This window comes from Burkholderia sp. Ac-20349, assembly GCF_017104865.1.
GTDB classification, from domain to species: domain Bacteria; phylum Pseudomonadota; class Gammaproteobacteria; order Burkholderiales; family Burkholderiaceae; genus Burkholderia; species Burkholderia aenigmatica.
The window spans coordinates 1-15839 of record NZ_JAAGPM010000166.1 but is presented as its reverse complement, the minus strand read 5'-3'; the positions used below and the strand labels follow the sequence as shown (position 1 = coordinate 15839).

The following is a 15839-nucleotide window of genomic DNA, read 5'->3' as shown; positions in this document are numbered from 1 at the left end:
GCCGCGACGGTCGCCGCAATCGCCGCCAACCTGGCCGCGAATGCTTCGGCTGCCCCCACTGCGCCGGCCGACGTGCCGATGACGCCGTCGGCAGCCGCCGCGCATCACCTGAACGCCGACGACGCTGACATCGACCTGCCGAGCCTGCCCGCGCACGAAGCAGCCGCCGGCCGCCGCACGTGGCGCCCGGGCCCCGGTGCCGCGCCCGCCGCCGGCGGTGAAGCCGATTCGATGTACGAGCGTTCGAAGCTGAACCCCGTGCTCACGTTCGACAACTTCGTGACCGGTAAGGCGAACCAGCTCGCGCGCGCCGCCGCGATCCAGGTCGCGGACAACCCTGGCATCTCGTACAACCCGCTGTTCCTGTACGGCGGCGTCGGCCTCGGCAAGACCCACCTGATCCACGCGATCGGCAACCAGCTGCTGCTCGACAAGGCCGGCGCGCGGATCCGCTACATCCACGCCGAACAATACGTGTCGGATGTGGTGAAGGCGTACCAGCGCAAGGCGTTCGACGACTTCAAGCGCTACTACCACTCGCTCGACCTGCTGCTGATCGACGATATTCAGTTCTTCTCCGGAAAGTCGCGCACGCAAGAGGAATTCTTCTACGCGTTCGAGGCGCTGGTCGCGAACAAGGCGCAGGTGATCATCACCAGCGACACGTATCCGAAGGAGATTTCGGGGATCGACGATCGCCTGATCTCGCGCTTCGACTCGGGCCTCACCGTCGCGATCGAGCCGCCCGAGCTGGAAATGCGCGTCGCGATCCTGATGCGCAAGGCGCAGTCGGAAGGCGTGAACCTGTCGGAAGACGTCGCGTTCTTCGTCGCGAAGCACCTGCGCTCGAACGTGCGCGAACTCGAAGGCGCGCTGCGCAAGATCCTCGCGTATTCGAAGTTCCACGGCCGCGAGATCTCGATCGAGCTGACCAAGGAAGCGCTGAAGGACCTGCTGACCGTGCAGAACCGGCAGATTTCGGTCGAAAACATCCAGAAGACCGTCGCCGACTTCTACAACATCAAGGTCGCCGACATGTATTCGAAGAAGCGCCCCGCGAACATCGCGCGGCCGCGGCAGATCGCGATGTATCTCGCGAAGGAACTCACGCAGAAGAGCCTGCCGGAAATCGGCGAGCTGTTCGGCGGACGCGACCACACCACCGTGCTGCACGCGGTGCGCAAAATCGCCGACGAACGCAGCAAGGACGCGCAGCTCAACCACGAGCTGCACGTGCTGGAACAGACGCTGAAGGGCTGAGCGCGACGCGCGCTTGATAATTCGGCCTCCGCCCCAATTTAAGGGGGGCGGTTCGGTTTTGAGGCACAATACTGGTTTGACCGCCCCGGTGGTGGCGGGCCAAGAGCCCGGCCGGCGGGGCGCTGCGAGGCTGCTGCGCTGCAGGCCGTTACTCAACGAAGGAACTCTATGCAACTGGTCAAGACCGAACGAGACACCCTCCTCAGGCCGCTGCAAACGGTCAGCGGCATCGTCGAACGCCGCCATACGTTGCCGATCCTCGCCAACCTGCTGATCACCAAGAACGGCTCGGACGTTTCGTTCCTGTCGACCGACCTGGAGCTGCAGATCACCACGCGCGCCGATTTCGGCGTCGGCGGCGACCAGGTCGCGACCACCGTCGCAGCGCGCAAGCTGCTCGACATCCTGCGCGCGATGCCTGACGGCCAGGTCACGCTGTCGCTCGCCGACAAGCGCCTCACCGTTCAATCCGGCAAGAGCCGTTTCGCACTCCAGACGCTGGCGGCCGACGAGTTCCCGACCGTCGCGCAGGCGAAGGATTTCGGCGCAACGCTGACCGTCCCGCAGAAGTCGTTCCGCCAGCTGCTCGGCATGGTGCACTTCGCGATGGCGCAGCAGGACATCCGCTACTACCTGAACGGCATGCTGCTCGTCGTCGACGGCGACCAGCTGATGGCCGTGGCCACCGACGGCCACCGCCTCGCGTTCTCGTCGATGAAGCTCGAAGGCGGCACGTTCGGCCGCCAGGAAGTCATCGTGCCGCGCAAGACGATTCTCGAGCTGCAACGCCTGCTCGAAGACATCGACGACACCGTCACCATCGACATCGCGCAAACCCAGGCCAAGTTCACGTTCGGCCAGGTCGAGCTCGTGTCGAAACTCGTCGAGGGCAAGTTCCCCGACTTCCAGCGCGTGATCCCGAAGGCGCACAAGAACACGTTCGAAATCGGCCGTGAAGAGCTGCAGCGTTCGCTGCAACGCGCGGCCATTCTGACCTCGGACAAGTTCAAGGGCGTGCGCTGCATCATCGCGCCGGGCCAGCTGAAGATCATGTCGACCAACGCCGATCAGGAAGAGGCGCAGGAAGAACTGGAAATCGCCTACCAGGGCGATACCGTCGACATCGGCTTCAACGTCACGTATCTGCTCGACGTACTCGCGAACCTGAAGGTCGACACCGTTCAGGTGAGCCTCGGCGACGCCAGCTCGAGCGCGCTGATTACCGTGCCCGAGAACGACGAGTTCAAGTATGTCGTGATGCCGATGCGCATCTGACGCGCGCGACATCACGACACACACCAGGGGGCGGCAAGCCCCTTTGGCGTTTTTATGGCGAACCGACAACCCGTCCCTTTGGTGCCCTAACGGCGCCTTGGACGGGCCAGGAAAACTGGAGCGGCCCGGCGTTTTCGCAAGGAAACGCACCGCGCCGCCGCTTGAGTGGCCTCGCAGAACCGGAAGATATCCATGAGTGAACAGCACAATACGCAACCCGATAACAGCAGCTACGGCGCCTCGTCGATCCAGATCCTCGAAGGTCTGGAAGCGGTGCGCAAGCGCCCCGGGATGTACATCGGCGACACGTCGGACGGCACCGGTCTGCACCACCTCGTGTTCGAGGTGCTCGACAACTCGATCGACGAAGCGTTGGCCGGGTACTGCAACGACATCCACGTGACGATTCACGCCGACAACTCGATTTCCGTGACCGACAACGGCCGCGGGATTCCGACCGACGTGAAGATGAACGACAAGCACGAGCCGAAGCGTAGCGCGGCGGAAATCGTGATGACCGAGCTGCACGCCGGCGGCAAGTTCGACCAGAACAGCTACAAGGTGTCCGGTGGCCTGCACGGCGTGGGTGTGTCGTGCGTGAACGCGCTGTCGAGCTGGCTGCGCCTCACGGTGCGCCGCGACGGCAAGAAGCGGTTCATGGAGTTCCATCGCGGTGTTGCGCAGGATCGCGTGCTCGAGACGGTGGACGGCGTGGAAGTGTCGCCGATGCTCGTGACGGGTGACACCGAGAACCGCGGCACCGAAGTGCACTTCATGGCCGATCCGACGATTTTCGGCACGGTTGAATATCACTACGACATCCTCGCGAAGCGGATGCGCGAGCTTTCGTTCCTGAACAACGGTGTGCGGATTCGCCTCACCGATCTGCGTTCGGGCAAGGAAGACGATTTCGCGTTCGCCGGCGGTGTGAAGGGCTTCGTCGAGTTCATCAACAAGACGAAGACCAACCTGCACCCGACCGTTTTCTTCGCCACCGGCGAGAAGGATGGCGTGGGCGTCGAAGTCGCAATGCAGTGGAACGACAGCTACAACGAGAACGTGCTGTGCTTCACGAACAACATTCCGCAGCGCGACGGCGGCACGCACTTGACCGGCCTGCGGGCCGCGATGACGCGCGTCATCAACAAGTACATCACCGACAACGAAATCGCAAAGAAGGCGAAGGTCGAGACGACCGGCGACGACATGCGCGAAGGGCTGTCGTGCGTGCTCTCCGTGAAGGTGCCGGAGCCGAAGTTCAGCTCGCAGACGAAGGACAAGCTGGTTTCTTCCGAGGTTCGCGCGCCGGTTGAAGAAGTTGTGGCGAAGGCGCTGGAAGAATTCCTTTTGGAAACGCCGATCGACGCGAAGATCATTTGCGGGAAGATCGTCGAAGCCGCGCGTGCGCGCGATGCTGCGCGGAAAGCGCGTGAAATGACGCGCCGCAAGGGCGTGCTCGACGGCATCGGCCTGCCCGGCAAGCTCGCGGACTGCCAGGAGAAAGACCCGGCGAAGTGCGAAATCTACATCGTCGAGGGTGACTCGGCAGGTGGGTCGGCGAAGCAAGGGCGTGACCGGAAGTTCCAGGCAATCCTGCCGCTGCGCGGCAAGGTGCTGAACGTCGAGAAGGCGCGCTACGACAAGCTGCTGTCGTCGGAACAGATCGTCACGCTCGTGACCGCGCTCGGGTGCGGTATCGGCAAGGAAGACTACAACCTCGATAAGCTCCGCTATCACCGCATCATCATCATGACCGACGCGGACGTCGACGGTGCGCACATCCGGACGCTGCTGCTCACGTTCCTCTATCGCCAGATGCCGGACATGATCGAGCGCGGGTACGTGTATATCGCGCAGCCGCCGCTTTACAAGATCAAGGCGGGCAAGGACGAACGGTATCTGAAGGATGACGTGGAGCTCAACGCGCATATGCTGCGGTTGGCGCTGCAAGGGTCGGAGCTGGTGCCTGTTGAAAATGGGGCTGCGATTTCCGGTGATGCGCTTGGCGAGCTGGCGCGGTCGTATCTGCTGTCGCAGAGCGTGATCGAGCGGTTGAGCCGGTTGTATGACCCGGCCGCGCTGGAAGCGGTCATGGACGGGGTGGTGATCGATCTTTCCAATGAGGCTTCGACGGAGGCTTCGGCTAAGGCGCTGCACGCTGCGTTGCATGATGAAGCGCTGAAGAACGAAGTGCGTGTCGTGCCTTCGTATGACCCGGTTCGCGAACAGCGGTCGCTGCATGTCGAGCGTACGCATCACGGTAACGTGCGGGTTTCGGTCATCGACCAGGAATTCCAGCACACGGCGGATTATCAGCAGCTCGTGACCACCGCGAATACGTTCAAGGGGCTTATTGGCGAAGGTGCGGTCATCAAGCGCGGTGAGCGCAGCATGGCCGTGGCGGACTTCAAGAGTGCGATGAAGTGGCTGCTGGCGGATGCCGAGCGGAACGTTTCGAAGCAGCGGTATAAGGGGCTCGGCGAGATGAACCCCGAGCAGCTGTGGGAAACGACGATGGATCCGGCTGTGCGACGACTGCTGCGTGTGCAGATCGAAGACGCGATTGCTGCGGATGGGATCTTTACTACCCTCATGGGGGATGATGTGGAGCCGCGGCGGGCGTTTATCGAGTCGAATGCGTTGCGGGCGGGGAATATTGACGTTTAACAAACCCTGAACATATCCGTACAAAGCAAGAAAGCAAGGCCCATAAGTTTTTCAACTTGTGGGCCTTTTGTATTGAGCAAAAGGATCCGCAATAAGGCTACTCTTGCGAGAATCGAAGGTGCGTTATACGGATGAATTCTGGAGAAACCACCAATGACTACCATCGTGAAGCGAGGTATCACCGAAGAGTACTGGGGCCTCATGAGCGAGGATCGCAAGCTTGGCTGGGAGCTGTTAACGAGGATGTTGGCCATCGTTCTTGCCTTGTTCGTTACGAAGACAGGCGTAACGGCCATCGATTGGGCGATCGGAGCATTCACGGGATTTACGCCACTCATTATCCTTCGGAGTCAACGCTCCTTCCGGAAGTACAGCGAGAGCGTACGGAAGCGTCTCCTCGGGGCAGTTGTCTTTCTCGGCAGCTCTGGCCCGATAGTCCTCGGGTTGCTCTACTTCGGCATTGCGCTTCTGAGCGGGGTATTCCAAACCTACGCGACGGAAGTCGCACCACTCCGTCATCGCCCCGACCCAATCGTTGCCAACGTCATGCTGGGCATGCTTCTTATCGCCGCCCCGATCGCAGGAGTGAAGGTTTGGCGCAACCTTAAACTGGGTGAACTCATTTTTGCTTTACCGAAACGCTTGCTCAAACGATTGGTGCTTCAACGGAAGTACGTAACGGACAACTTCTTCACCTTCGCGCACTTCGAGCTGTCCGTCCAGATACTCGGCTTTATATACGCGTCGGCATGTGCCGGAATCATCAAGGTCTACTTGGATCTCTTCCTTCCGAAGTAACACTCTCAACTCTATTAGGCATACCAGCTTCAATATTCCGACACAGCGCCTCATGTGGCGGTTCTCTGGGGCGCTCGACTGCTTTTTCGCATGAACATATCATGCTTAATTTTTTTACTTTTTAAACAGACTATTTTCTAGGTCAGAATCAAGTGTGCGCACCGGAAAACTCGCCCTCGAATCTGTCCACGATTCCTAAATTCTCGAGGATAACGTGTCTACCATACTACTAATCACCTCCGCGATATCAGCGATTCTCGCATGCTTTGCCAGTTTGCACAAAGATCGCATCAAAGACGGTCACAATCCGCACATTCTTAAGGCCATTAGAATTTCAGCACTTGCATCATGTATGGTCGTGGTCGTTGCTCTCTTTAACCAGTACTATGCGCGCCAGCAGGCTAGTGCATTGCGTGCTGAACAACTTCGGCTTACTGTCCTCACGAGTTTATCCGACTACCGTGTTCAGATACTCGATGATTTTGTATGGCTTCTGACGCATTCGACAACAACGAAAAATTATCTGAATTACGAGACTGCAAGAACGTCGTCAGCTGAGGCTGCAGCCACTCCAGACTGGCAAACCATGGCTCCTGACGTGCTACGCTCAGAGCTTATCAAGTCGAGGTCTGCGTTTGATCAACTGCAGACGATCTCACGGGATATCCTGATGGCAGCGACAACCTATCCATCAATGGTGCCCAAGCCTCTGGTTGACTGGGCGGCCGTCACATTAGAATTAAAATTTTCGGACCTTCCCAAGTTCATAGACTCGTATCACCCTACACCTCAGTCGTTACATTATGCGCAATTAACCGGACGAGCAGTGGGTGCGATAACGGATGGAATCATGAGTTCCGCAGCAGTCGTTACAAAGTAGCCATCTATAATTTTAAGCACGCAATCTGGCCGATCTGAGTGGTCCAACATCAAACGGCGACGCCTTCTGAACACGAAGAAATAATTCGGCTGGCGCGAACGTCGTAGCTCGCTCCTGATCTCGCCACCACGCCGACACACAATTCACATTCAGGCCATAAAAGTGCGCCACTTCCGATTGTAAGTGTCTCGGTTCCAGTCTTTCCGCCACCACCTATAACCGGAATTCATTTGTGAAATTCCTGATGTCTCGTCGGCGGCCTCGCACTTTGTGCCTTCTATTTCTTCTGACTTCCACCTCAATCTGTGTGGATCAAATTGCCGTCAATAAGCTTTCATGAACTGACGTTGCTGAGGCAACGCTTTCACACGACGAGACAGTGCGGTACGAAGGTCGATTGACAACGCGCGGTCCAGCCAACGCATCGGCGAAACGATATTTTACATCGCATTGTTGTCGAACTTGAAATAATCTCAGCAACTCGCAATCGCATCCTTGCTCGCCCCGGAAAATCTGGCTTGTACCTTCGGCCCAAACAAGTCGATCGGGAATATACCTGGCGGCGTAGCGCATCGAATCGGCGACACTACTTCGCGGTCGACACGGTAACGCTAGGGCCAGCCCCTTTGGCGAATTGCCTCAATCACGGCGCCACACAAGCTGCATCTCGTCGCACTTTCATGGCCCAACACGCACTCAAACAGTACGGTACATGAGCGCTTAATTCGTGTGAGTTAAACTATGGCGGGGAACTGATCAGGGATAGCACTTTTTGCTGCCCTATACAAAAAAAGAGCGGTGGAGCGAATGACCAAGACGCATGAGATGATTCCGGGAGCCCGTAGGCTGATTGGCTCCCTTCGGGATTTGGGGTATGACTTTGTTTCGGCGGTTGCCGACATCGTCGACAATTCGATTAGTGCGCACGCGAAAACGGTCTCCATAAACGTACACTTTGCGGGTGATGATTCGTGGGTCTGCGTCGCCGACGATGGGGATGGCATGAGCCCCGCCGCGCTCCGTGAAGCGATGCGGTACGGTGCTGACCGATCATATGAATCGGACGAGCTTGGCAAATTTGGGCTGGGTCTGAAGACTGCATCCATGAGCCAATGTCAGCGCCTTATCGTCGCAACACGATCGGGCCAAAGTCGAGCACGCATAACGGCTTACTGTTGGGATCTGTCCCACATCGCCAAGACCAATCGCTGGGAAATTACGGCCGTTGACACGAAGACGTTCAAACCCGACCTAGCACTTACGCTACGCGCGAGCACTGGGACCGTCGTCCTTTGGCAACGTCTTGACCGTATCTTGGCCTATCAATATGGAAAAAGCGCCAAAAACAGAATTGCCGGCATGTGCCGGGAATTGGAACAACACCTGGCGATGGTGTTTCACCGCTTCCTTGCTGGTGAGGTCCGCGGCAAGCGGCTGACTATCCTACTAAACGGCAACCCGATTCGTCCTTGGGATCCATACGCTCGGCACGAGCTGCGCACTGTCGCGCTGGAGCAACAATCCATTGAAGTCGAGAATGGCGCTACATCCAGTACCGTAACGATTTCGCCATATGTTTTGCCTGCACAAGCTCTATTTTCCACTCCCGCTGCCTTCAATGCGTCGGCCGGTCCACGCAAATGGAATCGCCAGCAAGGCTTGTATATCTACCGTGCCGACAGACTTATTCAGAGTGGTGGATGGAGCGGCTTGCGAACTCTTGACGAGCATACGAAACTTGCCCGTATCGCCATTAGCTTCGGAACAGATCTGGATGAAACTTTCAAGATTAACGTTGCAAAAATGAAAGTTCAGCTTCCGCCCGCACTGAGAACTGCACTCTTGGAATCACTCGGACCAGTGATTAAACGGGCGAATAAAGCCTATCGAGAAAACAGCAAGAGCAGTGAAAAATCGACACAAAATCCTAATGCGGATCGGACACCACCTCCAAAACCTTTGCCGCCCAATTCTCGCGAATTTCACACCAAGACAATCACAACATTTGACATTAGAAAGTCCGCCGAATCCGAAACCACCCAACTCAACGCGTACGAACCAAGAAAAATCGACTGCGTCGAAATCGCTCAGCTCGAAGCCGCATTTAAGATTATTGCTGACAATGCAACTCCTGAGGAAGCAAAGGTATTAATGCCACTCGTCGACCGAATTAAGCGTCAAGCTGGGCTGCAACAGCATTTAAACATCGAACAGGATTCTGACAATGTCAATTTCGCCTGAACAGGAACACGCGTTGCGCACTGGCCGCACTCTCCTCGAGCTCGGCTTCACAATTGAAACTGTTGTCACCAATTCGTTAATCCCTGCCAGTCTACGCGACTGGTTGCAAGAACAGCTTATTTGTGAGAAAAACAGGACGCTCCGACCAGTCCGCGTCATCTCTGCAGAGCCAGATCGTGCCGATTGGCTGACCTCACTCGATCGCTCCACATGGTATTACTGGAATACTCTGCGGACATACTTATTGGCCGTTAAAGGTTGGGGCACCCCGACGCTGCGCTCTCTCGACGACAGCTCCGATCGGATCCTTCGTCAGCTCGCACCACCTAGTACGGGGTCTTTCGACATCCGAGGCTTAGTGCTCGGATACGTACAAAGTGGAAAGACCGCCAACTTCACCGCACTAATCGCAAAAGCAGCCGATGCGGGTTATCGTCTCATTATCGTTCTGTCCGGCATTGATAATGGTCTTCGTCGCCAGACCCAACTGCGTCTCCACAAGGAGCTAGTAGGATACTCCGATAATCGCCCAGGTTCCGTCCGACTACCGCCAGTCGGCCAACAATGGCACCAGTTCACGTCGGATGATTTCGATGGCGATTTTCGTGCTGGCCTTGCGAATCATGCTGCACTTCAAGGATCGCAACCTGTCCTGCTAGTGGTCAAGAAGAACGGTGCAGTGCTGCGCAGACTACTGGATTGGTTGCAAGCTTCTCCGGCCGAAGTCCGATCCAATCTACCTACACTAATTGTCGACGACGAAGCGGATCAGGCAAGCATTGATGTGCGTGGTAGCTACCAAACAGAATCTAACGCTCATGAGGAAGACTTGGAAGAATCAGAGCGGGAAGAGGAAGAATTCGAGCCGCCATCTGTTATCAACGGTCTGATTCGCTCTCTGTTAAGTACGTTCGGAAGGCGTGCGTATGTCGCATACACTGCTACACCATTTGCAAATGTCCTGATACCTCACGACACCTACGATAGAAGTGTCGGGGCAGACCTTTACCCCAAAGACTTCATCATCGACCTCCCGAAGCCGGAGGGGTATTTCGGCGCCGAGGAATTCTTTGGTCGATTGGATCCGCAGTCTGGCGAAGAAGTGGACGGCCTGGACGTTTTGCGCCCAGTAAGCATCGATGACTTAGAGGCTATTAATGGTGGCGAATATATTCCGGAAAGCTTGGAAAATGCACTGCACTCCTTCGTTTTGGCTGGAGCGACCCGAGCACTGCGAGGAGATCGAGCAAAACCCGCGACGATGCTCATTCATACGCACCATACCGTCGCCGCTCAAAATCGGATGTGCAAACTCATAGAGGAAAGATTCAGCGAATTACGAGACGAATGGCGTTATCAGCGCGGCCATGGAATTAGAACTCGCCTCGAAAATCTTTGGAATTCAGATTTCCGACCAACCACACAAGCGTCACATCTCGACCGAGATACTGATTTCGAGACTATCGAGCCTCATATTGGCCCATTCTTTGAAACCGTCGAAGTTCGTGAAATCAATAGCAAAACCGGAGAGGTTCTTGATTACGACAAAGAACCGGAGCTGAAAGCAATCGCGATTGGTGGAAACCGCTTAGCGCGCGGCCTGACCCTAGAAGGTCTCTTGGTAAGTTACTTCGTGAGGCGAACTGTCATGTATGACACCCTCATGCAAATGGGGCGCTGGTTTGGCTATCGTGGCGGATACGAAGATCTGACAAGAATTTATACGACAACGGAATTGTCCGAGTGGTTTGCGGACATGGCTCTTGTCGAACATAGACTCAGAGAGGATCTTCGCATCTATGAAGATAAGGGGCTACTTCCGATCGATGTGGGCGTGCGGATACTTGCCCATCCCTCAATGCAGGTAACAAGTGCTTTGAAGCGTCGCTTTGCATCCGGCACTACAATTTCGCAGACGTACTCAGGTGCGTTGGAGCAGACGTTCAAATTCCCGTTCTCCGATATAAACAGACTTTCGTCATTGGCAGAAGCCAATGCTGCAGAAACTCGACGCTTCCTCGAATCACTTGGTGACCCTAACACCAATACAAAATTCGGCCCGCTTTGGCAGAAAATCTCTGCTGCTGAAGTTATCGATTTCCTTGGTAGTTATACTGTAGATAGCGAAATTGGTAATATTTCTGGGCCGCTCATACAGCGCTACATCCGCCAGCAAAATACCGTCGGGGAACTAGTCAACTGGACAGTTGCCGTTCGAGGACGAAATGTAGAGGGCGCCGGACTTGGTTACGCAACGTGGTGTCCAGGTGATGCAAAGGTTTGGAACTTGAGCCGGACCCGGATTCGCCATACTGACTCCATGGGCGTTATAACGAATCCGGGAGACGAGGGTCTCGGTCTCACCGAAGACGAAGAACTCAAGCGTAAGGAGCTGCAGGATCGGGGTAACGAACGCGACGAAAATCGACTGGCGCGCTTGGCTCGTGCCCCCGAGAATGGGCTGATCATCCTCTACCCGATTAGCAAAGCGTCCGGCATCGACCAGCCAGGTCGCAACCGCGAACCTCTGTACGCTAATGTGAATTCAGAATTGGCGCGCGATCTCGTTGGTGTTGCAATCTCTTTTCCTGAGGCGCGAGAACCACAAGTTGTGTTCCAGGCATACCTTGAGGGGACCGTGGCATGGAGACCAATCGAATGAATGAATTCCAGTCGCTTGAATGGGATCGTCTCCCGCATACAACGGCTCATGCAGATGACCTCCTTCATGTCCGGAAAGCCAACCCCAGTTGGAGTGACGATGTCCTCATCGCCGTTGATGCGTACGGTCACCGGCATCTGCTCATCACTGTCGAGGACAACGCCCCCCCCCTCACGGATAATGATAGCCGCGGCGTGAGAGTGGCTCTAAAGGAACTACGAGATCAGAATAACGATATCGCCCGTTATATCGACATTGAATGTCTTGATCCCGCAGGTCACGCCGCACTGGACATCGTAGCGATGGAGATTGCATCCGCCCTAAAGGCAGGAAGCTCGATTCGCAAGTCAGACCTCGTCACTGGCATCATCGGGAAGTGGCGCAGCTTCTGGTCCGCTCCTACTAGGAAAATGTTGTCCAAGGACGAACAGATTGGCCTCTTTGGCGAGCTTTGGTTTCTCGTGACGTGGCTATTTCCGACGGTTGGCGCCAACGCTACCACTGCATGGCGCGGCCCAAGAGGTAGCAGACACGATTTCGAGGCTCCAGGAGCGTCAGTTGAAGTCAAAACCACTCTTTTTTCGAAACCCAAACATCGAATCGCGTCACTCGAGCAATTGGTCGGACCAGAAAGAGGACCCCTGTACCTCCTGAGCGTTCAGCTCCGTGAAGAGGGCGGTGCGACCAACTGCGTGCCATCCCTCGTGTCTGCTTGTCGGCAGTTCCTCGAATCCCACCCCACTCAATTAAACCACTTCGAGGACACACTCTATCGAACTGGCTACTCAGACATTTTTTCCGAAGACTACGCAAGGTTCAGACTACGCGTTGTCGAGCAGGGGATGTATCATGTCGCTGGTCGTTTTCCCCGGCTCGTTCCCTCCTTGTTTCTCGAGGGAGTACCAGACGGTGTGGGCAAGATATCGTATGAAATTGACTTAAGCGGATTCTCTGATTGCCTGCTTGGACGACGCTCAGATGCACTCGGTCACCAACTTCATCCATTTGCTGAACATCCTGCCTCCCCCTGACAAGGTACGCGTGTCACGTGGCAATCTAGGGGCAGTCAAGTGACTGACATCGTCACTCGTGCGAAACGCAGCCAAATGATGGCAGGAATACGAGACAGACATACGAAACCTGAACTGGTGGTTCGCCGGGTACTGCATTCCGCCGGTTTCCGCTACCGACTTCATCGCAGAGATCTGCCGGGCACCCCCGATCTTGTGCTACCGAAGCATCGAGCTGCGATCATGGTTCATGGCTGTTTCTGGCACGTTCACGAGGGGTGCAGATTTGCCACTACACCTGCCTCAAACAGCGAATTCTGGCGCGAGAAGCTAACAAGAAATCGCGAAAGAGATCGTCGACAGCTTGAGGCCTTGCAATCCCTCGGATGGCGCGTACTGGTTGTTTGGGAATGTTCAACGAGAACTGGTGAACTCCGAGATCATCTTCAACAGGAATTGATCCGATGGCTTAACAGTAACGAGGAGTTCGGAGAACTCCCCGCTGCTCCAGCTGATCCTCTTCAAGGCTCGGCAAAAAGATCCCATGCCAGCCGCGGCTGAACAGCAGCTCGCTTGGGCAGTTGCAAGAAGCTTGCGACTGATTCGCCCAGTTGCTTCGCCAGAAATGGCGGTACCGCATTGCCGACCTGGTGATACTGCTGCGTACGAGTTCCTTCGAAAAAGTAATTGTCCGGGAACGTCTGGAGGCGCGCCGCCTCGCGGACGGTAAGACTGCGACACTGCGACGGATCGTGGTGAATGTAGTAGTGCCCGTCTTTGGAAATATGCGACACGATCGTGGTTGATGGCGCACCGGAAATCTGGACTCTGAATCGATCGTCAAACGGCACGTTCTCATCATCCACGTTGCGGTGATTCGGCAACAGTCCGGGAGGAAACATGTTCAGTTTGGGAGAGTACTGATATTCCTTTGCATAGCACGAAGCAAACAGGTATCGATGCAAGTCGGAAACCATGTGGCCACGTGACTCGTGCTGGCAAACACCACCGATGCGGCCATCGTGTATCCATGAAGCAAGGTTATCCGCCAGCCCCCGCGGTGCCCGCATGTCCCGTGGGATGAATCGCCCACCAACGCTGCTGAGGCGTTGAGCCTGATTTGCCGCGTCCATCATCAGACTTTCTATGTTTGTACGGACAGGCGATCTCCAGCCTTTGAGACCAGACTTTGCAGTCTTGAGCGCGCGAAGCCAAGCTTCTGCAGAGTCTGCCTCCTTCGACAGTTTGCTGCGCAACTTGGGGAGGCCAGCGAGTATATCGCGCACACTCACGCGATCCTGACGACGGTCGAGCAAGTCATGAGTCTGACCTGCCCGATCGGAGCGAACACCCAGCAGGATCACGCGATGGCGCATCTGAGGAACGCCAAAATCCTCGGCCCTGATGATGTATTCCTCGGGAGCCAGTCCGCCCGGACGCGACGCAGTCACGAATGAACGAATATCGTAATGAACTCCAGGAGCCGGTTCGGAAAGATCGTCGTATATACGTTCAAAGATGCGTTGACCATTGTGCGTGGACGTGAGCATTCCTTTCACGTTTTCCATTACGAAAACTGCCGGCTGAAAGTCGCGAATGATCCGCAGATACTCTCTGTAAAGGAAGTGCTTGGGATCGCTTTCGAACTCCGGATCAACGTTGCGACGGCGCGACCTGCCCGCGAGCGAATATGCCTGACAAGGCGGGCCACCTATGAGTACCCAGTCGTCGTGCCCATTGATCGCTCTTCTAATAAGCGAGTCAATCTCCGCCTCCGGGGTCACGCCCAGTTCGAGGCAGTGTGCTTCTTGCGTAGCTAACTCCAGTGCATGCGCAACAACTCGATCATTGAAGAAGGTCGCTCGATCGATGTCGCCTCGAACATAGTCGTAGTACACGTCCGGAATTTCTTCGCGCGCTAAAGCGCGATACAACGCCCGTAGCATCAGCGTCTGATGAGCTACGGCGTCTTTTTCGATCGATACCTGAATGTCGAACACGCGATTCCCGTCGGCATCGCGCACGGCGGAAAAGCCCTCACCCAGACCTCCTGGGCCGGCGAACAGGTCTACAACGGGAATGGTCATTTTGCTTGCTGAAAGTGAATCCTGAAACGTGCCGAAACTTTACCAGGTCCGGGTCGAACAGTCTCCTGTTTGTTGATGCTTGGCGCCAGTCAGGAGAATACGAAGAGACGCTCGTCGACACAGAGCCATTGTCTGACAACCCCGCCCCATCCGGCTCTATGCCGTTCGGCTATTCCGAGCGCCCCTACGGTTTCGAAGCACAAGATCCAGTAGACTCAATACGCATCACCGAAAAAAGCGCGGGCCGCATGGGCTGCCACCCATACGACCCGCTGACCACAACCAACTCAATACAGGAGTCGGAAATGGCTAACGCCTATAGTAAGTCACGTCCCAAGAAGCTCAAACAGTATCCCAAGGTTGAGCTGACCCTCGGCAACAAGCCTGACCTTCCCCAGGAAGGCCAACCATACATGCCATGGATGCGCGCCATCGACGCGCATTTCGAGATGTTCGGATTCAAGCCGGGTGATCGCGTCTATCTTCGGTTCAACTTTGAGTCCCGAAGGGTCATCATCACGCCCGACTACAACGCGCTGAACTGGCGAGAGCAGCCCTATGGGGCAGCTGCTCAAGAAGAGGAAGAGGAGCTGGAACGCGCAGCGCTGGCCCCTTTGCGCCGCTATGTTGACTGGTGATGGCTTGGCCTGAAACACTTCGGCGCGCGCCTTGATGCAAATGGTCCGCGGCGGCGCTGCAAGTAACGTCAACAACCGTCACAACAGACGAAAAGTTGCGTCCCGCTCTCTCGGCATTCGACGGCATCGCAAGCATCTGGGCATGCGGCACGACAAGCATCCATGCCGAGTACTCCACACGTATTTCCGTCGCTGAAATGCAAAAACCCCCGCCTTTCGGGCGGGGGTTCTTGGCTTAGGGAGCCTGACGATTACCTACTTTCACACGGGAATCCGCACTATCATCGGCGTAGAGTCGTTTCACGGTCCTGTTCGGGATGG

11 protein-coding genes are annotated in these 15839 nt (G+C 56.1%); 10 read left to right on the top strand and 1 reads right to left on the bottom strand.

Annotation, left to right across the window (positions count from 1 at the left end; translation table 11 throughout):
- The 9 genes from dnaA to vsr form a co-directional block, all read left to right on the top strand.
- Positions 1 to 1260: chromosomal replication initiator protein DnaA (gene dnaA / locus G3N61_RS33710; protein ID WP_205824540.1), on the top strand; the 1260-nt coding region annotated here is incomplete at its 5' end.
- Positions 1261 to 1428: 168 nt separating this feature from the next.
- Entirely contained in the window at positions 1429 to 2535 is a 1107-nt protein-coding gene (gene dnaN / locus G3N61_RS33705; protein WP_039364632.1) for a DNA polymerase III subunit beta, read from the top strand.
- A 192-nt stretch (positions 2536 to 2727) separates the two neighbouring features.
- Entirely contained in the window at positions 2728 to 5202 is a 2475-nt protein-coding gene (gyrB, locus tag G3N61_RS33700) for a DNA topoisomerase (ATP-hydrolyzing) subunit B (protein ID WP_043184780.1), read from the top strand.
- A 153-nt stretch (positions 5203 to 5355) separates the two neighbouring features.
- A complete protein-coding gene (locus G3N61_RS33695; protein ID WP_205824539.1) occupies positions 5356 to 6000 on the top strand; it encodes a hypothetical protein in 645 nt (214 codons plus the stop codon).
- Between the two features lie 214 nt (positions 6001 to 6214).
- Positions 6215 to 6880 carry a hypothetical protein gene (locus G3N61_RS33690; protein WP_205824538.1) on the top strand — a complete coding sequence of 222 codons (666 nt, stop codon included), beginning with the start codon at positions 6215 to 6217 and terminating at the stop codon, positions 6878 to 6880.
- 807 nt (positions 6881 to 7687) lie between these two features.
- Positions 7688 to 9121 (top strand): ATP-binding protein, encoded by a 1434-nt coding sequence (locus tag G3N61_RS33685; RefSeq protein WP_205824537.1) that lies wholly within the window; start codon positions 7688 to 7690, stop codon positions 9119 to 9121.
- A complete protein-coding gene (locus G3N61_RS33680; protein ID WP_205824536.1) occupies positions 9105 to 11783 on the top strand; it encodes a Z1 domain-containing protein in 2679 nt (892 codons plus the stop codon). The genes G3N61_RS33685 and G3N61_RS33680 overlap by 17 nt, the downstream gene beginning before the upstream one ends.
- Positions 11780 to 12814 (top strand): PD-(D/E)XK motif protein, encoded by a 1035-nt coding sequence (locus tag G3N61_RS33675; RefSeq protein WP_205824535.1) that lies wholly within the window; start codon positions 11780 to 11782, stop codon positions 12812 to 12814. The genes G3N61_RS33680 and G3N61_RS33675 overlap by 4 nt, the downstream gene beginning before the upstream one ends.
- A 39-nt stretch (positions 12815 to 12853) precedes the next feature.
- On the top strand, positions 12854 to 13354 hold the full coding sequence (gene vsr, locus G3N61_RS33670; RefSeq protein ID WP_205824534.1) for a DNA mismatch endonuclease Vsr: 501 nt from the start codon (positions 12854 to 12856) through the stop codon (positions 13352 to 13354).
- Here vsr and G3N61_RS33665 read toward each other — a convergent pair.
- Positions 13315 to 14880 (bottom strand): DNA cytosine methyltransferase, encoded by a 1566-nt coding sequence (locus G3N61_RS33665; protein WP_205824533.1) that lies wholly within the window; start codon positions 14878 to 14880, stop codon positions 13315 to 13317. The two genes, vsr and G3N61_RS33665, sit on opposite strands and share 40 nt — an antisense overlap.
- 14 nt (positions 14881 to 14894) lie before the next feature.
- Here G3N61_RS33665 and G3N61_RS39825 point away from each other — a divergent pair, with 14 nt between their 5' ends.
- Positions 14895 to 15518, top strand: a complete 624-nt coding sequence (locus tag G3N61_RS39825; protein ID WP_346778602.1) for a hypothetical protein — start codon at positions 14895 to 14897, stop codon at positions 15516 to 15518.
- The last annotated feature ends 321 nt before the right edge of the window (positions 15519 to 15839 follow it).

What these genes read in the sequence shown, in the direction of transcription:
- gyrB (WP_043184780.1), top strand. Translation starts at nt 2,728, where the DNA reads ATGAGTGAACAGCACAATACGCAACCCGATAACAGCAGCTACGGCGCC.
- G3N61_RS33665 (WP_205824533.1), bottom strand. Translation starts at nt 14,880, where the DNA reads ATGACCATTCCCGTTGTAGACCTGTTCGCCGGCCCAGGAGGTCTGGGT.
- G3N61_RS33675 (WP_205824535.1), top strand. Translation starts at nt 11,780, where the DNA reads ATGAATGAATTCCAGTCGCTTGAATGGGATCGTCTCCCGCATACAACG.
- dnaN (WP_039364632.1), top strand. Translation starts at nt 1,429, where the DNA reads ATGCAACTGGTCAAGACCGAACGAGACACCCTCCTCAGGCCGCTGCAA.
- G3N61_RS33680 (WP_205824536.1), top strand. Translation starts at nt 9,105, where the DNA reads ATGTCAATTTCGCCTGAACAGGAACACGCGTTGCGCACTGGCCGCACT.
- G3N61_RS33695 (WP_205824539.1), top strand. Translation starts at nt 5,356, where the DNA reads ATGACTACCATCGTGAAGCGAGGTATCACCGAAGAGTACTGGGGCCTC.
- G3N61_RS33685 (WP_205824537.1), top strand. Translation starts at nt 7,688, where the DNA reads ATGACCAAGACGCATGAGATGATTCCGGGAGCCCGTAGGCTGATTGGC.